We start from the raw sequence: 24729 nt of genomic DNA, 5'->3' as shown, positions 1-24729 counted from the left end.
CATCGCCCGGAACGTTTGACCCGCAGAGACCATCCACACCGACCCGGAGGCCGCCGCGACCGGCCCGTTCAGAGGCTCATCGCCAGTGGCCGGCACACCGCGTCCGTGATGACGCGGCTGTACGCCGATCACTACGTCGGCAAGGTCGCCGGCCTGGCCTCGCCCGGTGTCGACGAGCTGCGCTGGACCCGGCACCGGTGCGTCCGGGCGACAGCCTGTCCATCCGTACGACGATCCCGCGGCCCGCCCGTCGCGTCGAAGCCGGACCGCGGCCTGGTCGGACATCGAAGTCCTCAACCCACACGGCGACGTTGTGCTCACACTCACCGTGATGAATCTGCTGCGCAGGCGGGAGACAGCCCGGGACCGGGTACGTGATCGATCACTGTCAGGCGGCCCGGTCGGATACGTCGTGGGTCCCGGGGCCGCCGGGGACGAGATCTTCGAAGGCCGAACGGGCGGTGGCGAGGAACGCCGCCACGCTCGGCCGTGCTTCGGCCTTGCGCAGCCATGTCATCGTGACCGAGGTCTGCGCGGCGCTGCCCGCCAGCGGAATCGCGATCACTTCACCGCGGGCGGCGGCCCCGGCCACAGCTGTCGTCGGCAGCAGGGCGCATCCCATTCCCGCCGCGGCGCACTGAGACAGCGCGGCCATGCTCGCGACCTCAGCGTCGATGACCGGGGCGTCGGGCCCAAGGGAGCGGATGAGGTCGTCGAGCATCTCCCGGAAGCCGCAGCCTCGCGGTGTGGCGAGGAACGTCTCACCGCGGAGGTCGACGGCGGCCACCTGCTGGTGGCCGGCGAGCCGGTGATCCGGGGGCACGACGACCACGAGCTGCTCGGTGGTGAGGCTTTCGCCGGCCAGGAGCTCATCGTCCGGGACCCGGCCGAAGGTGAACACGACGTCGATCTCGCCGCGCCGCACGCCCTCGTACAGTTCACCGCGCCCGCCGGGGCGCAAGGCCACCCGGACGCGCGGGTGGGCGCGGCGGTAGGGGGCGAGGAGGGCCGGGAGGCGGTGGGCGCACAGGGTTTCCAGGCCGCCGACGGTCAGCAGGCCGCCCGGTTCCTGGGCCTCCTCGCTCACGGCGGTGCGGGCCTGCTGGGCGAGGAGCAGCATCTGGTCCGCGTACTCGACGAGCCGCTCGCCCGCGGGGGTGAGTGACAGCTTGCGGCGGGTGCGGTCGAAGAGCTTCGCGGCCAGCTCGGATTCGAGAGCCTGGATCTGTTCGGTGACGCTGGACTGGGCGTAGTGCAACTCGGCAGCGGCACGGGTGAAGTTGAGTGTCCGCGCCACGGTCCGGAACGTCAGCAGGTGACGCAGTTCCACAGTCGGTACCGCCCTTCTCCTCGGCCTCGCCTCGATCCGGGCTTCGACCTGATCGGCTCTGCCGATGGCCGCCATCGGCAGAGCCCGCTTCTTCAACCGGCTTCTCATCGCGAGGATTTCAGCCATCGCCCCCGGTGTACAGCCGGCCCGGTGATCCTCCGGCCTGCTCAGTGTGCGGGCCCGGCCCGCGGCGAACTCGCTCATTCCCGGAAGGACGCGCATGTCCAGCAAGTCAGCACTCTCCCTCGACTCCCCGGACCAGGACGGCCCGGCAGTCTCGCGGCGGCGTGGCCCCCTGTTGGTCGGGCTCTCCCTCGGCTACTTCATGGTCATGTTGGACACTACGGTCGTCACCGTGTCGCTGCCCGCCATCGGCAGGGACCTGTCGGGCTCGCTCAGCTCCCTGCAGTGGGTGTCCAACGGGTACACCCTCACGTTTGCCGCCTTCCTGCTCAGCGCCGGGGCGCTCTGCGACCGGTACGGCGGCCGCAGGGTGTTCCTGATCGGCCTGGGGTTGTTCGGCCTGCTGTCGGGCGGCTCGGCGGTGGTGGGATCCATGGGCGCGTTGATCGTGCTGCGGGCCCTGCTCGGGGTGGCGGGTGCCCTGCTGCTGCCCACCTCGCTCGCCATCATCGCCCACGCCTACACCGAACCGGCGGCACGGGCCCGGGCCATGGGCGCCTGGGCAGCCATCAGCGGCAGCGCGCTGGCGGCCGGACCGCTGGTCGGCGGTGTCCTCACCGACACGCTGGGCTGGCAGGCCATCTTCCTGCTCAACGTTCCGGTCGCCTTGGTGAGTACCGTCCTCACGGCCAAGCACGCTCCGGCAAGCACCCCCAGGTCATCGAAGGGGCCTGACCTGCCGGGGCAGTTCGCGGCCGTGCTGGCGCTGGCGGGGCTCACCTACGGACTGGTCGAGAGCGGGCCGGAGAGCTGGGGATCGCCGCAAGTGCTGGGCGGGCTCGGAATGTTCGTGGTGGCCGGCTGGCTGTTCGTCATGGCCGAGCGACGCCCGGAGACGTCGCGTCACGCCCCCATGCTGCCGCTCGGAATGTTGCGCAACCGGACGCTGTCCGCGGGCCTGTTCGCCGGCGCACTGGTCAACTTCGGTCTCTCCGGTGTGCTCTTCGCGCTCTCGCTGTTCTTCCAAGAGGCGCACGGCTACTCGGCGTTCGCCACCGGACTCGCCTTCCTGCCCCTCACGTTGCCGACGGCCTTCAACCCGGTCTTCACCGGACGCCTCGTAGGCCGGATCGGCGCCCGCAGGCCCGCCATCGCCGGATTCCTGATGATGGGCGTCGGCGTCCTGATCCCATCCGCGTTCACCTCGGACTCGCCTGCGTCACTCGTGGCGATGAGCGTCGGCCTGCTGGTGCTCGGCTTCGGGGTCTCCTTCGCGATCCCGCCGCTGATGACCGCGGTGGTGGGTTCGGTCGCCATGGAGCAGTCGGGGATCGCCTCGGGCGCGCTGAACTCCGCACGGCAGACGGGGGCGGTGCTGGGCGTGGCGGTTCTCGGCACGGTGATCGGCACGGCTCCCTCGGTCGGCGACGGGACGCGGCTCGCCCTGGTGGTGGCCGGGGTCATGCTGCTCGTCGGCGCCGGCGTGGTCGCCGGTTTCATCGGGCGATCTCCGCGACAACCGGGCACGGCCACCGCGAAGTGAGACCCGACGCTCTCAGCCCGGGAACCGGAGCGAGCCGAGGGCCGCATCGACGGTGCGGCTCAGGGAACGCGCGTCACCGCCCGCCCGCGACCGCACGTTCACCCCGTACACGAGCAGTGCGAGCAGCTCAGCCGCCGAGGCCGGACCGACCGCATCCGCCAACTGCCCTTCTTCACTTGCCGCTTCGAGCGCGGAGCGCAGCGCGTCGCACAGCCCCTGGTGGTGCTGGCCGAGGACGGCCCGCACCTCCAGGTCGTCGCTCTCCGCGCCCGCGTGCGCGTTGGACACCGGGCAGCCTCAGCGCGCGTGCTCTCTCCCGTCGTACGCGCGCTGATCAGGCCATGGAAGAAGTCCGCGACCGCGGGCAGCCCCCGCCCGTCCTCGGCGAGCTGCCTTCGGTGTTGTACTCGCACCGGTTGCCGGCGGCCGGTGGCTGCCACTGGGCGGGGCCCTTCTCGCCCTTTGGAGTGGTTGCTGCTGATGAAGACCATCACAGGGAGCGCGGGTCGTCGAGGTCGTTGGCGAAGTCCTGGCGTTCCTGGACCGGTCCAGTCGGTCGTGCCGCTGTCCCAGGCCTCGCCCAGCGGGACGCGGTGGTCGGCGTCCAGACCGACCGGTCCCGTCGACGTAAGTGTCGTCGTAGGCGCTTCCCTCTCCTCCGCCGCTGGGCGGTCTGACGCTCGTCCCGCTTCTCCGGAACGAGGAGTTCGGCGGGCGTGCAGTCCAGCACCTCGCAGATGATGTCGAGGTCGTCGAGGCGCACAGTCAGCGGTTCGGCCGGACCGCAGGTGAGACATCTTGCCCGCGGAGATCACCAGCCCGGCGTCCGCGAGCGTCCGTTGGAGCCCGGAGGCACAGATGTCCCCTTCTAGCCGGGCGGGCGCGTCAGGCGGGGTCTTCTGGCCTGGCTGGCCAGACCCCCCGTTCAGAGAGGTGAAGCACGAGGGCAGCGATGTTCCAGGCATCGTCCTCGCCCCGGTGGTGACGTCCTTCAAGCCGCCGCCCGGCGATCTCCAGGGCCTGTGCCATGCCGGGGCGTTTACGCAGACCGTATGCCTCGGTGAAGACAGCCTTGGCGTTGGTGTGACGGCGGCCGAAAGGGTAGGGCGTCCGTGTGGCCTGACACTGCCGTGCGAACTGGTGACGGTCATAGTCGCCCCAACTGACCCACGGCCGGGCGCCCGCGCGGTGCTCGGCCGCCAGTAGCCGGCAGGCCTCGGCGAAAGTGACCCCCTGATCGACCTCCTGTTGAGTGAGGCCGGTCAGCTCCGTGCAGAACTCGCTGACCGTGGACCGGGCGGGCCTCACCAGGATCTGGTGCCGGGCAAGGCACGCACCGGCGTCCAGGTCGATGACAGTCAGCCCGATCTCGATGATCTCGCTGACCTCGCCAGGCGGCCGGGAACCGGACCAGCAGGTCGCTTCGACGTCCACGACGTTGACCAGGCCCTCGGTCCGGGTGCTGTCCATGGCGGGAAGCGTAAGGGGGCGCATCGGCTTGGGCACGTTGTTTTCGAGGCTGGTCGGGCGCCGAACCCACTCAGGACAGCCCTCATGGTCTCGGAACATCTGACATGGTCTCGCCGAGTGGAGCCAGATAACTTCTTGTGAGACTGCCTTGGCGCGAAGGGCTACTCAGCTTCGCCGACGCCACTCCCCCCGAGTCGTGAACCGAGAGGAACTCGTCCGTCTGTGGGACGCGGCATGGAAGGAACAGGAAGCGATGCAGGCACGGGCGGCGGACCGTGTTCCGATCGGCGACGACGGTCCGGCAGGCCACGACCACTCTCCGACTTCGCGGGAGCCAGTGATCCAGGAACCGGCCCGCATCATGCGCAGCGAGCGGCTGTCCGTCGAGGATCTGGAACGCGGAAGCGGGGTCTCGAAGCTTCCTGGCACCGGTGGCTCAAGGGCTTTGACTGGCCAGACCGCGAGTCTCCTGCTGAGCTGGGCTCGCATGGCGTTGATGTCCAGCGCCTGCTCCAGTTTTGAGGCGAAGACGCAGCGGCCCCTCGTCGCTTGGGTACTCGCTGGCGTCGAGCGCATCGAGCACTGCGTCGCCGTTTGCTCTCGCCCACTCGGTCAGCATGTGGATCGGATCGATCAGCGTCGCCCCGAGCGGGGTGAGCTCGTATTCGACGCGGGGCGGGACCTCGGCGTAGGCGTGGCGGCGGACGAGTCCGTGCGCCTCGAGCCGCCGGAGCGTCTGAGTGAGCATCTTGCGGGAGATGTCGCCGATCAGCTTGAGCAACTCGCCGTGGCGTACCGGGCCCTGGCTGAGGCCGTAGAGCACGACCACCGTCCATTTGTCGGCGATCAGCTCGACCGCCAGCCGCGCCGGACAGTCGGCGAGAAAGGGATCACCAGGAGAGAAACTGCTCACGGCACCAAAGGTAACTGCTGGCTCCCAAAGGCACCTGCTGGTTCCTATCGGAAATCTAGCCTGGAATCTCTCCCCCTTCCCAAGCCAGGAGAGTCATGCGAGTCATCACCCAGCAGACGCTCGGCGGTCCCGAGGTGCTCACCATCGTGGACGCGCCCGAGCCCCAGCCCCTCCCGACCGAGGTGCTCGTCCGCGTCAAGGCGATCGGGATGAACCCGCTGGAGGCGCGCCTTCGCGCCGGCGAGTTCCCGCTGATCGGCCGGCCACCGTTCGTCCTCGGCTGGGACATCAGCGGCGTGGTCGAGGAGTCACCGCGGACGTGGCGGTTCAGGCCCGGCGACGAGGTGTTCGGGATGCCGCTGTTCCCGCGGCCGGCGAGCGCGTACGCCGAACTCGTATCAGCGCCGGCGCTGCACCTGGTACGCAAACCGACCTCCCTCACCCACGTCGAAGCCTCTGCGCTCCCGATCGTCGGGCTGACGGCGTGGCAGGGGCTCGTCGACCTCGCCGGCGTCAGCGAGGGCGACCGCGTCCTGGTCCACGGCGGTGGCGGTGGGGTCGGCCACGTCGCGATCCAGATCGCGAAAGCCCTTGGCGCGCACGTGACCACGACCGCCAGCGGGAGCAAGCGAGAGTTCGTCGAAGGGTTCGGCCCCGATGAAGTGATCGACTACACGGCGGTCGACTTCACCGACGCGGTCCGCGACATCGACGTCGTGCTCGACACGATCGGCGGCGACACCGTCGAGCGGTCCCTCCGAGTGCTCCGCCCTGGCGGTCACCTGGTGACGGCAACCGCCGAGGATGACCCGGGGCTCATCGCCAAATACGAGGCGGCGGGCATGCGCTTCAGCGGTATCGCAGTCGACCCCGACCCGGTCGCCCTGCGCGGTCTCGTCGACCTCGTCGAACAGGGAAAGCTCCGGGTCCACGTTCAGGAGACATTCCCTTTCGAGCACGTCGCCGACGCGCACCGACTGCTCGACAGCGGTCACCTCCAAGGCAAGCTCGTCCTTACCCTCTGACCCCGGACCACATGGACCGGGGCGCCGTCCGGGCGGGCTGCCCGGATCGGCCTCACCATCGAAGTCCAGCACTGGATGGCCATGGTCACCTTCCGGGTCCATCAGCACAGGCTTGACCAGCCGCCGCCCGATCTCCCGAAGGAAGCAGCAGAACACATCAGGACATCGGCCCGGTGAGGGGCGAGACGGATCAGCGGCCCGCCATCCCCCTCTGCACACCTCCGCGTCGCCCATTCGGCCAGCTCAGGCGTGAATTCCCTGCCCACCGGAGGAAACCCGGTAGGCGCTCAAACTCAAAGGAGCCCGCGCTCAGGCAGGAAACACACTGTCGAAACGGGCCCTCGTTCCCCTCGCTGACCTGGGGATTCACGGAACTGTGGACAGAGCATTGAATCTCCCCATGCGATGCTCAGGGTGATCTCGGAGTTGCTCGGCTTGATTCCCCAGGCGGATCTGCGCTCACGCACTCGGCCTGATCAAGGCTCGCTGTTGAGAAGGCCCGCACACTGCGGGACCGTCGCCCTCAGTTCCCTCACCAAGGCGCGCACGACGGCGGATCCGGCCAGTTCGGAGGTGGTGACATAGCCGACCTGGCGTGTCGGGCGCCCGAGGCCCAGATCAGTGATCGCGACCGAGTCCGCCGCTCCGACCAGCGAGAGCGCCGGCATGATCGCCATTCCATGACCTCCGCTCACCAAGGAGAGCACCGCTCCGTCATCCTCGGCCTCGACGGTCGCCTTCGGGATCCAGTCCTGTGCCGTCCACCAGTCGCGGGTGTACGAGCCACAGTTTTCGGCCCAGTCGACCAGCGGCAGCGAGCGCGGGGCGGCGTGTCCCGCCGGGTGTACCAGGGCATACGGTTCTTCGAGAAGCCCGCTCGCGATCAGCCCCGGTGGAAGCGGCGCGGAGCCGCCGAGTGTGGCGATGGCTATGTCGGCTTTCCCGTCGGCCACTTCGCCTGCGGTGCCGCGTCCCACCTCGCGTACGATCCGCACCCGGGGCTCGATCCCGTGATGCCGGGCGCGCAGCCGCTGAAGGACGGGCGGCAGCAGGTGGAGAGCCGCGCTTCGGAAGGCCGCGATCCGCAGCGGGCCCTCCGCCACGTCGGACCGGGCCGCACCGCGCGCCTCGGCGTTCAGGATGTCCAGCAGGCGCAGGATGCGGCGGGCGTACACCACGGCCTTGTCTCCGGCGGGAGTGGGACGGGCGCCGGTGCGGCCTCGGTCGAAGAGCACGGCACCGATCTTGCGCTCGCTGCCGCGCACCGAGTGGGAGACCGCGGACTGAGTCACACCGAGTGTCCCGGCCGCGGCCGAGAACCCGCCGGTGTCCGCGACCGCGACCAGGACGCGCAGTTCGTGCGGGGCGAGATCGGTGTCGGTTGTGCGGGCCACGGGACGCTCACCTCAAGGTATGAGAACTGCTCATGGAACGGTCTGTCGCATGAGCCCAACCGGCTGCCCAGGTGGCGTATTCCCGCCCTACGGTCCGGTCATGAACAAGACCGCGCTCACCGTGCACCAGATCGCCCGTCCCCACGGCTTTCCCACTCCCGAGCACTTCGCCTTCGTCGAGTCCCCGCTTCCTGAGCCCGCAGCCGGCAGCGCGCTCGTGGAAAACCTCTACTGGTCCGTCGACCCGTACCACCGCGAGATGATGGACGACGTGCCCGGCGGCTTCGGGCTCGACGCGCCGCTGGAGGGCCGCACCATCGGGCGGGTCATCGCCTCGCGCACGCCTCGGCTGACCGAGGGTGAGATCGTGTTCCACCGGAAGGGCTGGCGCACGCATGCGGCGGTCACGCCCGAGGAGACCCGACAGCTGCCCCGCTTCGAAGGGGTGCCCCTGACCGCGTACTTGAGCATCCTCGGCGGCACCGGCCTGACCGCCTATGTGGGTCTCACCCGGATCGCCCGGCTTCAGGAGGGTGAGGACCTGTTCGTGTCGGCAGCGGCGGGTGGGGTCGGCACGGCGACCGGGCGGTTCGCCAGACTGCTCGGCGCCGGACGTCTCGTGGGCAGCGCGGGCTCGGCGGCGAAGGCCGCCCACCTCACGCGGGAGGTGGGCTATGACGCCGTCTTCGACTACCACGACGGGCCCGCTGCCGACCTGCTCGGCAAGGCCGCGCCAGGCGGCATCGACGTGTTCGTCGACAACGTCGGCGGCGAGCAGCTGGCCGCGGCGGTGGGAGCGCTGCGCGAGTTCGGGCGCATCGTCCGCGTCGGCACGATCAGCCAGTACAACACCCCCGACACGCCGTCGCCGCGCTTCAACCACGCGGACATGGTGGAGAAGAGCCTCCGCATGGAGGGCTTCCTGGTCAGAAACTACCGTGATGTGCAGGAGGAGCTGTACGAGTTCGCGGTGCCGCATCTGCAGAGCGGCCGGCTCGCTCTGGACGAGACGGTGGTCGACGGTTTCGAGCGCATCGTGGACGCGTTCCTGGGAATGCTGCGCGGCGAGAACACCGGCAAAATCATCGTGCGGGACCGTACGGAAGCCCCGTCCGTAAGGTGACACCCAACTCGGTATAGAGGAACGGCCGTCTCCAGGACCCTCGACAACCGACGATGTGGCGGGGTCTTCGCGCCCGCCCCTTCCAGGCCCAGGCGAGCCCATCCCTCCTTGTCGGAACCGGCCGCGAACCGGGCGATCGCCACCAGCGTCGTGGCACCGCCGAGCACGGCGAGAGCGCACAGGGGCAACAGGGCACCAACCCGGTAGCGGAGGTCTTGGCGGTGCTACGGACCGGACAGCACGTCCAGCATCTTGCCCAAGCCCGGCAGTTGCTCAGTTACGGCGGCATAGAAGCGGTCACGGTGACCGGCGATGCCTCGACCGTGGAAACCGACATGCGGAAGCAGCCCCTGCCTGATCGATCGACGGTTTCGGACACCTTGATCATCAGGAGGGCGTCACGCATCCCGGACCCGCACCACCTCACTAATTGGCCCTGACAAAGCCTTTGGACGTGCCGGTGCGTGATCAGGCAGACGGCGAGGCCGAGGAACGCCTCGTGGATGTCGTCGCGTCGGGTAGTCCCGCACGCTCTCACCGTCGGGCAAGCCGTGCCACACGGTCCTGCAGCCAACCAATGGCCGAGACGATCCCATCTTCCCGCCCCATCACTGGGCGCGCCTGCCGAGCAGGGAGAAGGGCACGTGGATCCAGGGCGACGGTTGAGCTCGTGGGCGATGGCGTTCGGGACGGCCTGGCTGAACGTGCGGAGGTCCGCGCCCTTGGGCAGGTACTGCCGAAGCAGCCGGTTGGTGTTCTCGTTGGTGCCGCGCTGCCACGGGATGTGCCGATCATGTCCGGCGACGACCTTGCGTGACCGCCGGCACCGTCCGTCTGCCCATCGCCAGCTGCGCAACGCGTGGCCAGTCGGCTCCGGCCTCGCCCGCCTGCAGTCTGCCGGCGTGACGGCGTGGCACGCGGATCCGGAGTGCCCCGGGCGCGCTGCGGCACACCACGGGCGAGGGCAGGACGACGTGCTCTCCGTCGATGCCGGCCGGGAGGACGTCCGTGTCGGCTTCGACGACGACTTCCCGGGCGTTCAGCCGGATGAGGCCCCCGGAGCGCGGACCGCGCACCATGCGCGCGGCCTGCGCGGTGGTGTCGACCCGTACGCACACAACTCCCAGGAGTCCCGAGTCCAGCCGCTCCCTGCGCCCCGGACGGGCCGCGTCGACGGCACGTCCGTAGGGATTGTTGCTGACCAGCAGCGCCTGGAGGCCGTCGACGCGCGTCCGGTCCGTCCGCGCCCGCAGCCGGGGCGCGTCCTCGCCGGTGAGGAGGCGGGGGAGTGTCCGCAGGACCGTGTGCGCTTTGGCTTCCCGGTACGCGGGATCGGTGACGACGGCCGCGTACGTTCCGAACGAGGCGTTGTTGTACGCGGGCGATGCCACTCCGGACGGCATGCAACACCTGCTGTACCGCGCGTAAGGGGACGCCGACGCGATCCGCGACGACACACGCGCCTACGCGATCGAGAACCTCGCCGACGACCAGGCGGTACTCGTGGTCGACGAGACGGGCCACCTGAAGAAGGGCACGGCGACCGTCGGCGTCCAGGGCCAGTACACCGGCACGGCCGGCCGCATCGAGAACGCCCAGGCCGCCGTCTCTCTCGTCTACTCCGCCGCCCGCGGACACGCCGCCATCGACCGAGCCCTGTACGTGCCACGCTCGTGGACCGAGGACCCGGACCGCTGCCGGAGCGCGGGCATCCCGGACGATCTGGCCTTCGCCTCCCAGCCCCAACTCGCCGCCCGCATGGTTGAGCGGGCCCCGGACGCGGGAACTCCGCTCGCGTGCCCATGCCGCAGAAGGCGGTCCGGGCCGAGCTCGCCCTTCCGTGAAGCCCCCCGCCGGGCGAGTCACGGTCACCACCCCGACGTGACGCCCTTCACCACCCGCGCGAAGGCAAGGGCGGTCGGGGAGACATGGGAGCGGTGCCAGATCAGCCCCAGCTCGGAGGGGGGCAGCCCGTCGACGGGGACGAAGGCGATGGAGCTGCGCCGCCCGTGGTAGTCGGCCGTGGACCGGCACAGCAGCATCGCGCCGCGGTCCGCCGCCGTCAGACTCAGCCCCTCCTGAAGGGTGTTGACCAGCGGACCCGCGGGGATCGGCCGCAGCTTTGGGGTGTGGTCCGGGGCCTGTGCCAGGCGCCAGTACGCGGGCGCGGGACCGGGCGACCCGCCCGCGCCCACGCCGATGAGCCGGCAGTCGGCCAGCTCCTCCGCCGACACCGACTCCCGGGCCGCGAACGGGTGCCGGACGGAGACGGCGAGGGTCTGCGGCTGCCGGGAGAAGACCGGCCCGAGCACCAGGTCCTCCTCCCGTACCGGCAGGAGCACTACCGCGCAGTCCACCTCCTGGCGGCACACCGGCCCGAACGGGTCCGACAGCAAGATCTCCGTCAGCTCCAGGCCGTACCCCGGGCACTCCTCCTCGAACAGGGCTATCGCCTGGGCGAGGTAGTCGTCGACGGTGCCCTGGAAGCCGATCCGCAGCACCCCGCCCACCTCCGCCCGGGCGGCGGCCCGCGCCTCGTCCAGCGTGGCGCGCAGTCCGTCGTACGCGGGCCGCAGGCTGCCGACGAAGGACTCCCCGAGCGGGGTCAGGCGTACCCGGCGGCTGGTGCGCTCGACCAGCGGGGCGCCGATCCGCCCCTCCAGGGCGCGCAGCAGCTGGCTCACCCTGCTCTGGGAGACGTACAGTCGCTCGCCCGCCCGGCCGAAGTGCAGCTCTTCGGCGAGGACGAGGAACGCCTCCAACTCGCGGATCTCGATACCGCCCACGGAATCCCGGCCTCCTCCACCCGATCGAGTAATCCCACTCATCGAAGGATGAGGGATTGGCCGTTGTTCCCGAACGGCCCTGCGGGTTGGCTGGTTGTATGGCACAGACAGAGGAAATCGCAGGCAAGGCGCCCGGAGAGGGACAGTCCGCACGACGCGGGGGCTGGCCCGCGGTCGCCGCCGTCGCCGGGGCGACGTTCACGGTGGTCACCTCCGAGATGCTGCCGGTGGGGCTGCTCACCCCCATCGGCGACGCGCTCCATGTGAGCGAGGGGACCGCCGGGCTCACCCTCACCATCACGGGTCTGGTCGGCGCGGTCTCCGCGCCGCTGCTGACGCCGCTCCTCGGCCGGCTGGACCGCCGGGTGCTGTTGTGCTGCCTGATGGCGGTGCTCGCGCTGGGCAATCTGCTCGCGGCGTGGGCCCCCAGCTTCGGGGTGATGGTGGTCGCCCGCATCCTCGTCGGTATCGGCATGGGCGTGGTCTGGGCGGTCGCCGCCGCTCTCGCCGTACGGCTCGTGTCCGGCACCGCCGTCGGCCCGGCCACCTCACTCATCTTCAGCGGGATCGCGGTGGCCTCGGTGCTGGGCGTCCCGGCCGGTACGTACATTGGTGAACTGGCCGACTGGAGAACGGCGTTCGTCGTCGTCGCCGCCCTCGCCGTGGTGGTCCTGATCGCGCTCGCGGCCCTGCTGCCGCCACTGCCGGCCGAGCAGGACATCCGGCTCGGCGGCGTGCTGAAGCTGTTCGGCAACCTGCAGCTGGCGACCGGGCTGGCCGTGGTGGCGTTCCTGGTCACCGGGCACTTCGCCGCCTACACGTACGTACGGCCCGCGCTGGAGGAGATCTCCGGGGTCAGCCCCACGATGATCGGCACGCTGCTCCTCGTCTACGGCGTCGCCGGCGTCCTCGGGAACTTCGCGGCCGGCGCCGGGGCGGGCCGCTCCCCGCGCGGCACGCTCCTGGTGATCGCCCTTGTCCTGGCGGCCACGGTGGGGCTGCTGCCTCTGCTCGGCGGCTCGGTGCTGACGGCCGGTGTGCTGCTCGCGGTGTGGGGCGTCTCGTACGGCGGCGTGTCGGTGAGCACCCAGACCTGGCTGCTGGCCGCCGCGCCGCAGGCCCGAGAGGCGGCGTCCTCGCTCTTCGTGGGTGTCTTCAACGGGGCGATCGCGCTGGGGGCCCTGGTCGGCGGTCTCGCTGCGGACGGCGCCGGGATCGAGGCCGTGATGTGGCTGGGCGGCGGCCTGGCGCTCGCCGCCCTGTTGGTGGCAGCCCTGGGGCGTGCCCCGGAGAGCGGTCGGCTCGGTTAGACCGCCGGGCCGGCACCGGGTGCCGAGCCTTGTAGTCCCCGGCCTCGAACTTGGGCGGCCGGCCCACCGCGAGAGCCGAGCCTCTGGCGGTTGAGGGTCTGGTCGGCCTTGTCCGGGATGGTGCAGTGGATGCCGCGTCGGCGCAGGCAGGCGCGGTTCTTGCGGGAGGCGTACGCCTTTTCGGCACGGACCCGGTTGGGCCTGGTGCGCGGGCGGCCGGACCCCAGGCGGGCGACGCGGACCCTCTTCTGTCATGAGGACGGCTGGCACGTCTTCGACGACGGGAAGCACGTCAGCCTCGGCAAGCTCAAGGGCAACAAGGGTGACCAGAACTACCCGCTGCCGGCCGACGTCGACCCGGCGGCCTTCGACAGCGTCACCGTCTGGTAAGACGGCGCGTCGTCGCGGGCACGTTCTCGACCCAGTCGTCCAGTTGGTCCGCGCCGCCTAGGTGGACGATCAGCGGATGGGTGGGCGGACGTCCCTTGACCTGGAAGATGCGCGAGACGGTGGTGGGGTCCTCGGCGTTGGCGCCCAGACCGTTAGACGGTTTCGGTCGGGAGGGCCACCAGACCGCCGGCGCGCAGCACACCGGCCGCCTTCTCGATGTCACTGGTTCTTACTGTCACTCTCGCAATCTTCCCACTATTCCACTCGCCCACAGTCTCGCCCGCCGCGGCCGCCGACGGCGACGACAGCGCCGCCGCCCACATGCTCACCTGGGCGCAGACCGCCACCGAGCAGCCCGGCCCGCCCACAACGGTCGTGGGCCAGCCATCCGGCCGATGGGCCCACGAATCCGGCCTGATCCACACCAAGCGTCAGCAGGACTCGTCGTTCTTCAGAGAGTAGATCGCGACGCGGAGGACGTCCGTGGTGCCGGGTGCCGGGTCCTAGTGGCATACTTTCCAGCCGCTGTTCAGGATGATCACGCGGCCCTCGGGCGACGCGTCCTCCTCGTTGACCATGAAGCCCCGCCCGTGCAGCACGCCCATCGCGTCGCGGTGGTTCATGCGGCGGGGGCCGGCGGACCCCCAGGTGGGCACGCCGGCCACCGGAACACCGCCACGTCGGCGGGAGGACCGGAGCGCGTGCCGCGCCTTCCTCGGAGCGGGCGGAACACCCCCGCGCCCGCGGGGATGGTGGCCTTGAAGCACAGCGATCTGTAGATGTCCCGCTCCGTCGTCCGGGGGTTGACCCGGCCGACGGCCGCGTACAGCCCTCTCGCCGCCGAGCGGCCACCGGACGGAGAAGGTGCTCGTCGACGGCTGCGTGGTGAGCGACTACTTCCCGACCTGACCGAGGGAGCCCTGACCGGGGTTGTGCGGTTCGGCGAAGGGGACGAAGCGGGCGGGCGGATGGTCGATGGGCAGGTCGGGGCGCCAGGCGGTGAGGATCTGGGCGCTGCACTCGAACAGGCCCGACGGCAGGGCGTCCAGCGGCCACCACCTCCAGTCACCGACCCGCTCGCCCGGCTGGTCGGCGGGCTCGCCGCGCCACCGCGTGACGAGTGCGCCGAACGTGATCCGGACGACGTCGCCGACCTGGTCCAGGAGCATGCCCAGCAGGCGCACGTCGGCCGGGTCCGCGTGCAGGCCGGTCTCCTCGGCCAGTTCGCGCACGACCGTCTCCTCCAGCGACTCGCCCGGCTCCACCGTGCCGCCGGGCAGTTCGACGGTCCCCCGCCGGTGGCGGCCGAGCAGCAGACCGCGCGGTCCGGCCAGCACCGTGCCGACCCCGGCCGCCGCGTGTGCGAGGGGCGGCTGGGCCGTACGGGGACGAGAGGTGATCCGGACCGGCCTGCGGACCTGGAAGAGCCGGTAGGAGGCCTGGTTGCCCTCCTCGGGCGCGTCCAGCACGGTGACCTCCTCGACGCGCAGCCCGTGCTGCGCGAGCAGGTCCGTCCACAGCTTTGTGGTGAGCACCCACATGCGCCCGGTCAGTTCGCCCCCGCCGGCCAGGCGCAGGATCTCCGGGCGGGACTTCACCTCCGAAGACGGGCCGTTGCCGGACGAGTTGGTGTGCAGCACGGTGAAGTACAGCCGTCCGCCGGGTCTGAGGGCCGCCGCCAGGGCGGGCAGCAGTCGGTGCGGGTCGACGAAGTGGACGGCGGACAGGGAGTAGATCACGTCGTACGGCGCCGAAGTGCGCAGGTGCCGGACGGCGTCGGCCTGGATCAACCGCAGTCCCGGCAGGTCGCCGTACCGCGCCCGTGCGCGCTCGATCTGAGTCGGTGAAAGGTCGACGGCGTCCACGTCAGCGTGATGGGTACGGGCGAGGTGGGCGGCGTGCCGGCCCGGGCCGCAGCCCAGGTCGAGCACGCGCAGGCCCGTCAGATCGCCGAGGACAGCGTCACCCGGCCCCGTCCCCGCCGGGCCCCAGGCGATCTCGTCCACCTCGGGCAGGGGAGTGGCCCGCTTGAGGTGGTGCGCCCCGTAGGCGTGCCACATTGCGGCGTTGACTTGCTCGGCATCGGCGGTACCGGGTGCGTGGGGTGCCGTCATCGGGTTCCCTCCTTGTGGTCGTCGCCGAGCCGCCTCGTCACATTGTCCCGCTCATCGCTGGGCGCTGTCCCGTTCTCCGGCTCGCTGCCGAGCACCGATCCATCCCTCCTCCGGCTGCCGGCAAGCTCGTAGACCTGTATGGAGTCCAACGACACGGATGGGACCAGCAGCGGGACGGCCGAAAACCTTGAACCAGGCCCGCACGGTGCCCACCAAACGCTGCAGGTCCTCCTCAGAGGATGCTGCCTCCTCGTACACGATGCGGTAGGTCAGCCGAGTGTCGAAGCTCGCCGTCTGACGGTCAGCGGGCCCGAATGGCTGTCCACCGTGACGTCGGGGTGCGGCGGCAGCCGGCGGTCGGGTAGGACGCCCCGAAGTCCGAAGCCTCGCCCTCGTCAATCGGATCACCCTCGCCTCGGCGGGGAGGACAGGGCGTGGCCATCATGCCCGTGTCCGTGGTCGGAACATCCCCGTGTCCACGGGGTGTTCCGCAGGCGTCGCGGTACTCACCACTCGATGGGAAAGGACCCAACGACCGTGGCTCGTGCCATCACTCTGATCCGCTCCGATTCCCTGTCCGGCCACCAGTCGCTGCGGGATGAAGTGGACGCGGCGACCGGTGTGGTCGTCGTCGCCGGAAATACCCGGAGGGATACGCGAATTGATCCGGCCCGCCGGGCCTGTCGTCGGCTGTCGTCCGGTGCGACTCAGCCCAGGTAGAACTGCTTGCGGGCGGCCACGAACGATTCGACCGATCGGGCAGGTACGCCCGTGACGCTCTGAACGTCGCCGGTCGCGCGGTCGTAGCGATTCTCACGGTGCAGTCGGGCCATGGTGGCGATGTGCTCTTCGGTGTGCGGCGGCAGGCCCACGCCGGCGAGGACTTCGGTCCGCCACTGCTCCAGCGGAACATCCACATAGGACACCGGGGCGCCCAACGCCCGTGAGAACTCCTCGGCCATCTCCGTCATGCTCACCGAGCGCGGGCCCGTGAGCTCGTAGACCTGTCCGATGTGCCGCGCCGGGTCGCCCAGCACGGTGGCGACCACTCGGGCGACGTCCTCCACGGCGACCGGCGACGTGCGCCCGGTGCCGAACGGCAGCGCGATCGTGCCGCTCTCCCGGATCGAGCGCGCCGCCAGCACGGTGAACAGGGGGTTGTCCAGGAAGGACGTCGGCCTGATGTGCACCACCGGCAGGCCCGACCAGTTCATTACCTGCTCCGCCAGCCAGTGCAGGCGCTGCTGATGCGACTCCGCGGTACTGGTAGCGGTCATCTGCGACACCGTCATCTGAGACATGCTCACCAGGGCGTCCAGACCTCCCTGCTCGCGCGCGACCGCGGCCACCACGGTCGCGGCCAGCAGATGGTCCGGCGACACGGGCATGGCGAAGTACATCCTGTCGACACTCTCCAGCGCGGCCGCGACGCTCTCGGGCCGGGTCAGATCGCCGAGGACCACCTCCGCGCCCAGTCCGCGCAGCTCGGCTGCACGATCGTCGTCGCGGCGGACCATCGCACGCACGGGCACACCCCGGGCGCGCAGTTGCTCCAGGACCGCGCGGCCCACACCACCGGCGTTGCCCAGGAGAACGAGGTTGCCGGCACTCATCGATCGCATCCTTAGCCGAGTGGGAGCGTGATCACCTGCACGCCCACGCCGAGGAGTTCCTGCCACCAGCCTAGAAGGACCAGTAGCCCCTAGCATCACATAGGAGGGCAAAGCTGGTCACGGCCAGCGCACCGCCTACCGGCCACCGGAGTCACCATGTCCTACGACAATCTGGTCATCGTTCTCGCGGTGGGCGCCGGCGTCCCGTTCCTCCTGGCCATGGTGCCCCGAGTCCCCCTCCCGGGCCCGGTCCTCGAGATCGTGGCCGGCGTGATCATCGGTCCGGCGGTGCTGAATCTGGTGCAGCCGGACGCCACCGTCCAGGCGTTGTCGATCATCGGGCTGAGCTTCCTGCTGTTCCTTGCCGGACTCGAGATCGATTTCCAGCAACTGCACGGCCCACGGGCGCGGCTCGTCGCCCTCGGTCTGGCGGGCACGATCGTGCTGGCCGGGATCGTCGGCTGGGTACTGGACCTGGCCGGGCTGGTCGAGAGTCCACTGCTGATCGGAACCGCGCTGGTGGCGACGTCCTTGGGGCTTCTGGTCCCGATCCTGAAGGACGCCGACGCCACCGACCGGCCGGTCGGCCAACTGATCATCGGCGGGGCCTCTGCCGGTGAGATCAGCGCTGTGCTGCTGTTGTCGTTGTTCTTCTCCGAACACGCTTCGGGCCCGGGATCCAGGCTGCTTCTGCTGCTCGGCCTGGCTTGCCTGACGGCGCTCATCGCGGCGACCTCGATACGTGCAGGGCGCTCGATGTGGCTGTCCCGGGCCGTAGTGAATCTGGCGGACACCAGCGCCCAGGTCCGAATTCGCCTGACCATGCTTCTGATCGTCGGCCTGTCCGCGGTCGCCATGCATCTAGGATTCGAGGCCATTCTGGGTGCCTTCATCGCTGGGGCCGTACTGCGGCTGGTCGACCCCGACGCCGAACGGGCCCATCCGCAGTTCCACGTGAAACTGGAGGGCCTGGGATATGGATTCCTCGTTCCGGTCTTCTTCGTGACCAGTGGAATCCAGTTCGACCTCGGCGCACTGTTCGCGGACGCCGCGACGGTGCTGCGGGTACCGATGTTCCTTGCCGGGCTGCTCCTCGTTCGTGGACTGCCCGCATTGGCCTACCGCAACGCGGGTCTCTCGCCGGCAGAGATCGTGGCCAGTGGACTCCTGCAGGCCACTTCCCTCCCCGTGATCGTGGCGGCGACGACGATCGGCTTGAAGCTGGACGCGATCCGACCGGCCAACGCGGCCGCCTTGGTGGCGGCGGGCCTCTTGTCCGTGATCGTGTTCCCCTTGCTTGCGCTGCCCTTGCTGGCCCGTACACGGACATCCGCGAAATCGGCGGCGGAGGGCAATCCGGACTGATTTTCAGAACAACATCGACTGGTTCGGCTCAAGATGCTGCCGCGCGATGTCCTGGAGACTCGAGATGCTGTGCCGCGCGATGTCCTGGAGAATGGAAATCGCATGGTGCCAAGAATGGGGGCGCGGTATGCCCATCGTTTCACGCGGCTTCCACGGCCGAGCACGGGATGCACGGCACAGACTGCCTCCCGGGCAGTACGAGACCGCAGACTTCCCCGTTCTCTCGGCAGGGCCCACCCCCGCGGTGGACCTCGACCAGTGGGAGTTCACCGTCCGCACCGAGACCGGCGCACGGCACATCTGGGACTGGGCGGAGTTCATGGCGTTGCCCAGCCAGACGAAGACCGTCGACCTGCACTGTGTCACCAAGTGGTCGAAGTTCGAGACGGAGTGGCAGGGAGTCTCCTTGGACGTCCTTCTGGAGGACGTGGAGACCAGTGCCGAGTACGCGCTCGTCCACTCCTACGGCGACTACACCACCAACGTTCCACTGGAGGATCTCCTCGACGGGCAGGCATGGATCGCCTACCGATACGACGGCGAGGAACTCCCGCCAGAGCACGGCGGCCCCGCGAGGCTGCTGATTCCGCACCTCTACTTCTGGAAGTCCGCCAAGTGGGTGCGCGGCATCCAGTTGCTCGACGTGGAAGAGCGGGGCTTCTGGGAGAACATCGGCTACCACGACTATGGGGACCCATGGCGCGAGCAGCGGTATCAAGGCGACTAGGCGACCGACTGCGCTGGACGGCTGCCCGCTTGACCGATCGGCGCGTCGAGTCCGCAACCGCGCGCACCCTCGTCTTCGAGGTGCCCGGCTGGCCGGGACACCTGGCGGGACAACACGTCGATGTGCGGCTCACGGCGGAGGACGGCTACAGCACGCAGCGCAGTTACTCACTGGCGTCGGCACCCGACGGCGAGAGCGTCGAACTGACCGTTCAGCGCGTGGATGACGGCGAGGTCTCCCCGTACCTGACGGACGAACTCGCCGTGGGCGACGTGGTGGAGCTGCGCGGACCGGTCGGCGGATGGTTCGTGTGGCGTCCCGAGCAGAAGGAGCCGATTCTGCTCGTGGCCGGCGGCTCGGGCCTGGTGCCACTCATGGCGATGATCCGCATGCGCCGAGCGATCGGCAATCGCACGCCCTTCCGGTTGGTGTACTCCGTGCGCAGCCCTGAGTACCAGCTCTTCGTATCGGAGTTGAGGCGAGACGACCCGGGCCTCGACAAGACGTACCTCTATTCCCGCTCCACCCCACCGCAGTGGCCGCGGCCCCCCGGGCGGTTCACCGCTTCCGACCTGTCAGGTGCCGGATGGCCACCGGACTTCGAACCCACTTGCTATGTCTGTGGTTCCACCGGCTTCGTCGAAAGGGCCGCCGGACTGCTGGTGGCCCTCGGCCACCACCCCGGCCGTATCCGAACCGAGCGTTTCGGACCCAGCAGATGAAGCAAGGCAGGTGTCTGCGGTGGTGAGGACTCTTCGAGTGCGTCGGCCCAACGGAAGGTGAGTTCCATGACCCTGACGCCTGACTTCCTCGACGGCAACGCCGCCGCGGGGGATCTCGAGTTCCTCTTCGGAACCGACATGACCATGGCTTCCGGACGATGCCGTGGGTGCGGCGAGCAGATGATGCTGGCCCAGACGCACGCGTACCTCGGTGGTCCCGGGATGGTATTGCGCTGTCCCGGCTGCGAGGGCGTCCTGCTGCGGCTGGTCCAATCCCCCACCCAGGTGTGGCTCGACGCCGGCGGACTGGATTACGTCACGATGCCCGCACCGGCCTGACGTACGTCTGCACGACCGGACGGGAGGCCTCATGGCAGACAAGGAAGAGCTCCTGCAACGTCTCGCCTCGCGAGTACGCACCCCCGACGTCACCGATGCCATGGGGCGCATACACCGCCACCGGTGTCACATCGACGACCTGGTGACCCCGACCCCGGGCCGCGTCCTCCTCGGCCCCGCGATAACGCTGTCGTTCCTTCCCTCCTGCGAGAAGGCACTCCCACCCGAGCAATACAACTTCTCCCGGCTGTTCCACGACGCCATCGAGAACGGCGCGCGGGGGCGGGTGCTGGTCCTGGCCGGCAACGGGCACCCCGGGGTGTCGCTCGGAGGCGGAACAAAGCTCTCGCTGGTGGCGGCACACAGCCTCGCGGGCGTTCTGGCCGACGGGCGTCTGCGGGACTTCCCCGAGATCGCGAACTACGGCTTCGCCGCCTACTGCTCGGGGCAGACGGCCAAGTGGGGCGGCGATACCGTGACACCCTACGAGGCCAACCGGCCGGTCGTCGTGTCCGGCGTGACCGTCCGCCCAGGTGACTACGTGTTCGCTGACGCATCCGGCGCGGCCGTCATCCCCGCCGCACAGGTCATCAGCGTGTTCGAAGAAGCCGGCCGTATCGCGCAGAACGAGGCAGCGTTCGTCGACAGGGTCCGTGACGAGACCCGCGCCGCCGAGTAGCCGGATCGAGGCGCCCTGCGGCCGACGGGCGCGCTGCCCGCACTCCTCGGCGATGTCATGACGGGCCCGGCTGCTGCCGGTCCCGGTGGGCCTCCAACAGCCTCAGCCACACCTCGCTGATCGTCGGGAAGGCCGGTACGGCGTGCCAGAGCCTCTCCAGCGGTACTTCGCTCACGACCGCGACGGTGGCCGAGTACAGCAGTTCCCCGACGCCGGGGCCGACGAATGTCACACCCGCCACGGTGCCGCGGTCCATGTCGACCAGGAGACGGGCCCGGCCGCGGTAGCCGTCGGCGTACTGGTGAGCACCCGCGACGCCTGCGATGTCGTAGTCCACCACCTCGACCCGGCGCCCGGCCCGCTCCGCCTCACGCGTGGTCAGACCGACGGCCGCGACCTCCGGGTCGGTGAAGACGACCTGCGGCACGGCCGCGATGTCGGCGGTCGCGGCGTGCGCACCCCACCGTGTCTCGTCGGCCTGCTCTCCCCTGGCCCGGGCCCCGATGGCGGCACCGGCGATGCGGGCCTGGTACTTCCCCTGGTGGGTCAACAGGACCCGGTGGTTGACATCGCCCACCGCGTAGAGCCAGCCGTCGGCGACGGCGGTCACGCGGCAGGTGTCGTCCGCGGTCAGCCAGTCGCCCGGCGTGAGTCCGACGGTCTCCAGGCCGAGGTCGGCAGTACGGGGGTCCCGGCCGGTCGCGAAGAGGATCTCGTCCGCGGCCAGTTCCCCGCCGTCTGCCAGCGCGATCCGCACTTCGCCGTCCTCGCGTGCCAGGGACGCCACGGAGGCCCCGAGCCGGACGTCGACGCCCGCCTCGCGCAGACCGTCCGCGACCATGTGGCCTGCGAACGGCTCCATCCTCGCCAGCAGTCCGGCGTCGCCGCGGACCAGCACGGTCACCTGGGAACCGAGCGCCTGCCAGGCGGTGGCCATCTCAACGGCCACCACACCGCCGCCGACCACAGCCAGTCGGCCCGGTACCCGACCGGCGCTGGTGGCCTCACGGCTGGTCCAGGGACGTACCGAGTCGAGCCCCGGTATCTCGGGCACTGCCGCGGCGGTCCCCGTGCACACGGCGACGGCGTGTCGTGCGGTCAGCAGCACCGTGTCACCGTCCGGGGTCTGCACCGCCACCTGCCGGGGACCGTCGAGCCGTGCGTGGCCGCGGATCAGATCGACGGAGACCGAATCCAGCCAGCCGACCTGGCTGTCGTCCTTCCAGTGGAAGACGATCTCGTCGCGGTGGGCGAGGACCGCCGCGACGTCCAGTGGCCCGCCCACCGCCTGACGCAGCCCGGGCACGCGTCGCGCGTCGGCCCGGGCCAGCACCGGCCGCAGCAGTGCCTTGCTGGGCTCGCAGGCCCAGTAGGAACACTCGCCGCCCAGCAGTTCGCGCTCCACGATGACGGTGCTGAGCCCGGCGGCACGGGTGCGTTCGGCCACGTTCTCGCCGGTCGGGCCTGCGCCGAGGACGATTACGTCGTAGGTGCGCCGGTCCTCGTTCGTCCTTGGTCGGTTCATCGCTGTTCCTGTGCCTCGATGCGTGTTCCGGACTTCGGCGGGAGCGGCGTCCGGTGTCTGAGGTGGTGTCAGCGGCCGGGGGCCCGCTGCCTGACCTCCTGGAGCACCCAGCCGTTGCCGTCCGGGTCGCTGAAGGTGGCGTAGGAGCCGTAGGAGTCGCGATCGGGGTGCGGGCCGGCCACCCGCTCCTGGCCGGGGCCGTCGTGGACGATCCGTCCGGCGTCGTGGCCGTGGTGGAAGATTCCTCCTGCGTCGTGGAAGACCTCGCTCACCTCGATGCCGCGGCCGACGAGATCCGCGCGGGCCTCCTCGATGTCGGAGACGATGAGGTACAGGCCCTGGACGGAGCCCGGCGCCAGGTGCGTGAGCCCTTTGCCGAAGATGATCGAGCACTCCGAGCCGGGCGGCGTGAAATGCACCGCACGCCAGTCCTCACTGGCGGCGGCATCGAGGTCCAGGCGGAATCCCGCGGCCTCGTAGAAGGCCTTGGCCCGATCGACGTCGGAGACGGGCAGCACGATGAGTTCGAGCTTCAGATCCATGTCAGGTCCGTCTTTCTTCTTCTCGGCAACGGTGCGCCTGGGTACTGGGCGTCACCGGTTCGACAAGTGGTCACGGCCGGAGGGGCCCTCTTGTCACCAGGGCGCGGCGGAGAAGGTCCGACCACGCGCCACGGGCCCGGGGAACGAGGCACACACGATGTGCGACTGCGCAGCGACGCTCCGGTCCGTTCTCGAGCTCGGCGAGGCCACATCGTTCCGTGGCAGGCTGCGCGGCGCTCACGCGACCTGGACGACGGTCTTGCCGACTGTTCCCTTCTTCGCGCGGAACGCCTCCGGGGCACGGTCCAGGGGATGGACGGCACCCACCAACGGGCGCAGCCGGCCCTCTCGGTGCCTGCTGATGATCTCCAGGAGTTGATCGCGGTTGGGTTCGACGATGAAGTACATGGCCCGGCCGTCCTCGGGACGCACGGTGGGGGGCTGGGCGATGGTCACCAGGGTGCCGCCGGGCCTGAGCACGGCGGCAGAGCGGTCGAGCACCGCCCCGCCGATGGCGTCGAAGACGAGGTCGACTCGGCCCACCGCCTCCTCCCACGCCGGTTGTCCGAGGTCGATGAAGACCTCTGCACCCAGCTCCAGCACCCGGTCCCGGCTCCCCTCGCGCCCCGTCCCGAGCACGCGCGCCCCGGCGTCGCGGGCAAGCTGCGTCGCGGCCATGCCCACACCGCCGCCCGCTCCGTGCACCAGCACGCTCTGCCCTGCCTCCAACCTTCCGTGTACGAAGAGACCCTGCCAGGCGGTGAGGCCCGGCATCGGCAGAGCCGCCGCCTGCACGTGGTCGATTCCCGCGGGCAGTGGCGCCAGATTGCGGGCCTCCACCGCCGTGTATTCCGCGAGAGTGCCGTCCCGGTTCCAGTCGGTCAGACCGACGACGCGCTGGCCGACCGAAAGCCCGGTCGTGCCGACCGCGACCTCCGCCACCTCGCCCGACAGCTCGTGTCCCGGAATGACGGGCGCTCGGTCCCTGCCGGCCCGGTCGACCCACGTGGCCGGCCAGGCCAGCTCATCCGGGGTGAAACAGGCCGCACGCACCCGTACGACGACGTCGCCCTCCCCCGCGTACGGGTACGGTGCCTCCTCCACAACCAGGCTGTCCACGGCCGCATCACGATCGTGGGTTCGTACGGCCCTCATCGCCCCTCCTTCCGGCAGCGAGCGAGTGCCCCTACCGTTCCAGGATGAGGGCGTGGCGCCCTCGGGGCGATCCGGGACGACGCACCTCCGATCCGGCCGTCCCGAAGCCGTCGGGACTCACATCCGTCACGTCCTCGACGGGAGGCCGCCGGGCCGCGCCCGGCAAGGGCTACGGCTGCGCGCGGCGGTCCAGACCCCGGGGCACGCCGACAGCGCCGATCCATCCCCGCATCCCCTCGGGCCACAGCCCCAGCTGAGCCCAGGCCTTCGCCAGGGGACGCAGCTGGGCCGTGGCCTGGCGGCTGAGCATGGTGAAGCACAGGACTCCAGCGAACGCCGGCCCTCGCGACGGCGGTCCTCACGGCCCGCGCGCGACCGCGGCACGGCGGAGCGGGCGGCGCGCCGCCGTACGGCGGCCAGGTTCAGACCTTCGTGGGCGGCGATGGCCTCGGCGGTGTCGGTCGGGCTGTCTGCCAGCCTGGGGCTGAGGTAGGCGTAGACGGCCTGCAGCTCGTGCTCCCGGCCCCTTCAGAGCGGGCGG

General features: G+C 70.2%; 21 protein-coding genes and 5 pseudogenes. 11 read left to right on the top strand and 15 right to left on the bottom strand.

Going from position 1 to position 24729, the window contains the following annotated elements; translation table 11 throughout:
* Positions 1-388 precede the first annotated feature (388 nt).
* On the bottom strand, positions 389-1330 hold the full coding sequence (locus tag H0H10_RS14210) for a LysR family transcriptional regulator (RefSeq protein WP_188181282.1): 942 nt from the start codon (positions 1328-1330) through the stop codon (positions 389-391).
* Positions 1331-1550: 220 nt separating this feature from the next.
* Between H0H10_RS14210 and H0H10_RS14205 the strand changes: the two genes are divergently transcribed.
* Entirely contained in the window at positions 1551-2996 is a 1446-nt protein-coding gene (locus H0H10_RS14205; RefSeq protein ID WP_188181281.1) for an MFS transporter, read from the top strand.
* Positions 2997-3008: 12 nt separating this feature from the next.
* On the opposite strand, the gene H0H10_RS14200 is transcribed toward H0H10_RS14205, so the two are convergent.
* The 4 genes and pseudogenes from H0H10_RS14200 to H0H10_RS14185 all read right to left on the bottom strand — a co-directional run.
* Positions 3009-3284: a TetR family transcriptional regulator C-terminal domain-containing protein gene (locus H0H10_RS14200; RefSeq protein ID WP_188181280.1), complete on the bottom strand. Its 276-nt coding sequence runs from the start codon at positions 3282-3284 to the stop codon at positions 3009-3011.
* A gap of 202 nt (positions 3285-3486) precedes the next feature.
* Positions 3487-3759, bottom strand: a complete 273-nt coding sequence (locus tag H0H10_RS39910) for a helix-turn-helix domain-containing protein (protein WP_309141793.1) — start codon at positions 3757-3759, stop codon at positions 3487-3489.
* A gap of 122 nt (positions 3760-3881) precedes the next feature.
* Positions 3882-4466: a 3'-5' exonuclease gene (locus H0H10_RS14190; protein ID WP_188181279.1), complete on the bottom strand. Its 585-nt coding sequence runs from the start codon at positions 4464-4466 to the stop codon at positions 3882-3884.
* 538 nt (positions 4467-5004) lie between these two features.
* Positions 5005-5379 (bottom strand): annotated as a pseudogene (locus tag H0H10_RS14185) (winged helix-turn-helix transcriptional regulator); the annotation flags it as partial.
* A gap of 95 nt (positions 5380-5474) precedes the next feature.
* Between H0H10_RS14185 and H0H10_RS14180 the strand changes: the two are divergent.
* Positions 5475-6404 carry an NADP-dependent oxidoreductase gene (locus H0H10_RS14180; RefSeq protein WP_188181278.1) on the top strand — a complete coding sequence of 310 codons (930 nt, stop codon included), beginning with the start codon at positions 5475-5477 and terminating at the stop codon, positions 6402-6404.
* Between the two features lie 476 nt (positions 6405-6880).
* Here H0H10_RS14180 and H0H10_RS14175 read toward each other — a convergent pair whose 3' ends face one another.
* Entirely contained in the window at positions 6881-7798 is a 918-nt protein-coding gene (locus H0H10_RS14175) for a LysR family transcriptional regulator (RefSeq protein WP_188181277.1), read from the bottom strand.
* A gap of 100 nt (positions 7799-7898) precedes the next feature.
* On the opposite strand from H0H10_RS14175, the gene H0H10_RS14170 reads away from it, so the two are divergent.
* Positions 7899-8921: an NADP-dependent oxidoreductase gene (locus H0H10_RS14170; RefSeq protein ID WP_188181276.1), complete on the top strand. Its 1023-nt coding sequence runs from the start codon at positions 7899-7901 to the stop codon at positions 8919-8921.
* Between the two features lie 643 nt (positions 8922-9564).
* Here H0H10_RS14170 and H0H10_RS39905 read toward each other — a convergent pair.
* A pseudogene (locus H0H10_RS39905) lies at positions 9565-9714 on the bottom strand (IS30 family transposase); the annotation flags it as partial.
* 404 nt (positions 9715-10118) lie between these two features.
* Here H0H10_RS39905 and H0H10_RS41495 point away from each other — a divergent pair.
* A pseudogene (locus tag H0H10_RS41495) lies at positions 10119-10886 on the top strand (IS701 family transposase); the annotation flags it as partial.
* On the opposite strand, the gene H0H10_RS14155 reads toward H0H10_RS41495, so the two are convergent.
* Positions 10790-11707 carry a LysR family transcriptional regulator gene (locus tag H0H10_RS14155; RefSeq protein ID WP_188181275.1) on the bottom strand — a complete coding sequence of 306 codons (918 nt, stop codon included), beginning with the start codon at positions 11705-11707 and terminating at the stop codon, positions 10790-10792. The pseudogene H0H10_RS41495 and the gene H0H10_RS14155 overlap by 97 nt on opposite strands.
* Positions 11708-11805: 98 nt before the next feature.
* Between H0H10_RS14155 and H0H10_RS14150 the strand changes: the two genes are divergently transcribed.
* Both H0H10_RS14150 and H0H10_RS14145 read left to right on the top strand, forming a co-directional pair.
* Entirely contained in the window at positions 11806-13017 is a 1212-nt protein-coding gene (locus tag H0H10_RS14150) for an MFS transporter (protein ID WP_188181274.1), read from the top strand.
* Between the two features lie 261 nt (positions 13018-13278).
* Positions 13279-13407: pseudogene (locus tag H0H10_RS14145) on the top strand (DM13 domain-containing protein); the annotation flags it as partial.
* Here the strand turns inward: H0H10_RS14145 and H0H10_RS14140 are convergent.
* From H0H10_RS14140 to H0H10_RS14125, 4 genes and pseudogenes are all read right to left on the bottom strand, one after another.
* A pseudogene (locus H0H10_RS14140) lies at positions 13397-13646 on the bottom strand (L-threonylcarbamoyladenylate synthase); the annotation flags it as partial. The pseudogenes H0H10_RS14145 and H0H10_RS14140 overlap by 11 nt on opposite strands.
* A gap of 264 nt (positions 13647-13910) precedes the next feature.
* Positions 13911-14063, bottom strand: a complete 153-nt coding sequence (locus H0H10_RS14135) for a hypothetical protein (RefSeq protein ID WP_188181273.1) — start codon at positions 14061-14063, stop codon at positions 13911-13913.
* Positions 14064-14300: 237 nt separating this feature from the next.
* Positions 14301-15521, bottom strand: a complete 1221-nt coding sequence (locus tag H0H10_RS14130; RefSeq protein ID WP_188181272.1) for an NUDIX domain-containing protein — start codon at positions 15519-15521, stop codon at positions 14301-14303.
* Between the two features lie 707 nt (positions 15522-16228).
* A complete protein-coding gene (locus H0H10_RS14125; RefSeq protein ID WP_188181271.1) occupies positions 16229-17134 on the bottom strand; it encodes an NmrA family NAD(P)-binding protein in 906 nt (301 codons plus the stop codon).
* Positions 17135-17290: 156 nt separating this feature from the next.
* Between H0H10_RS14125 and H0H10_RS14120 the strand changes: the two genes are divergently transcribed.
* The 5 genes from H0H10_RS14120 to H0H10_RS14100 all read left to right on the top strand — a co-directional run bounded on the left by H0H10_RS14120 (position 17291) and on the right by H0H10_RS14100 (position 20966).
* Complete coding sequence (locus tag H0H10_RS14120) at positions 17291-18499, top strand: cation:proton antiporter (RefSeq protein WP_188181270.1); 1209 nt, start codon at positions 17291-17293, stop codon at positions 18497-18499.
* Between the two features lie 127 nt (positions 18500-18626).
* On the top strand, positions 18627-19226 hold the full coding sequence (locus H0H10_RS14115; RefSeq protein WP_188181269.1) for a sulfite oxidase-like oxidoreductase: 600 nt from the start codon (positions 18627-18629) through the stop codon (positions 19224-19226).
* Entirely contained in the window at positions 19196-19948 is a 753-nt protein-coding gene (locus tag H0H10_RS14110) for a ferredoxin reductase (RefSeq protein ID WP_188181268.1), read from the top strand. The genes H0H10_RS14115 and H0H10_RS14110 overlap by 31 nt, the downstream gene beginning before the upstream one ends.
* Before the next feature lie 66 nt (positions 19949-20014).
* Positions 20015-20287 carry a DUF6510 family protein gene (locus H0H10_RS14105; RefSeq protein ID WP_188181267.1) on the top strand — a complete coding sequence of 91 codons (273 nt, stop codon included), beginning with the start codon at positions 20015-20017 and terminating at the stop codon, positions 20285-20287.
* A gap of 31 nt (positions 20288-20318) precedes the next feature.
* Positions 20319-20966, top strand: a complete 648-nt coding sequence (locus H0H10_RS14100) for an RraA family protein (protein ID WP_188181266.1) — start codon at positions 20319-20321, stop codon at positions 20964-20966.
* Positions 20967-21021: 55 nt separating this feature from the next.
* Here H0H10_RS14100 and H0H10_RS14095 read toward each other — a convergent pair whose 3' ends face one another.
* From H0H10_RS14095 to H0H10_RS14085, 3 genes are all read right to left on the bottom strand, one after another.
* Complete coding sequence (locus H0H10_RS14095) at positions 21022-22491, bottom strand: dihydrolipoyl dehydrogenase family protein (RefSeq protein WP_188181265.1); 1470 nt, start codon at positions 22489-22491, stop codon at positions 21022-21024.
* A 68-nt stretch (positions 22492-22559) separates the two neighbouring features.
* Positions 22560-23033 (bottom strand): VOC family protein, encoded by a 474-nt coding sequence (locus H0H10_RS14090; RefSeq protein WP_188181264.1) that lies wholly within the window; start codon positions 23031-23033, stop codon positions 22560-22562.
* Between the two features lie 237 nt (positions 23034-23270).
* Complete coding sequence (locus H0H10_RS14085) at positions 23271-24188, bottom strand: NADP-dependent oxidoreductase (RefSeq protein ID WP_188181263.1); 918 nt, start codon at positions 24186-24188, stop codon at positions 23271-23273.
* Positions 24189-24729: the final 541 nt, after the last annotated feature.

This window comes from Streptomyces griseicoloratus, assembly GCF_014534645.1.
Taxonomy (GTDB): Bacteria; Actinomycetota; Actinomycetes; order Streptomycetales; family Streptomycetaceae; genus Streptomyces; species Streptomyces griseicoloratus.
The sequence above is the reverse complement of the archived record's forward strand: the minus strand, read 5'-3'. Positions and strand labels throughout refer to the sequence as shown.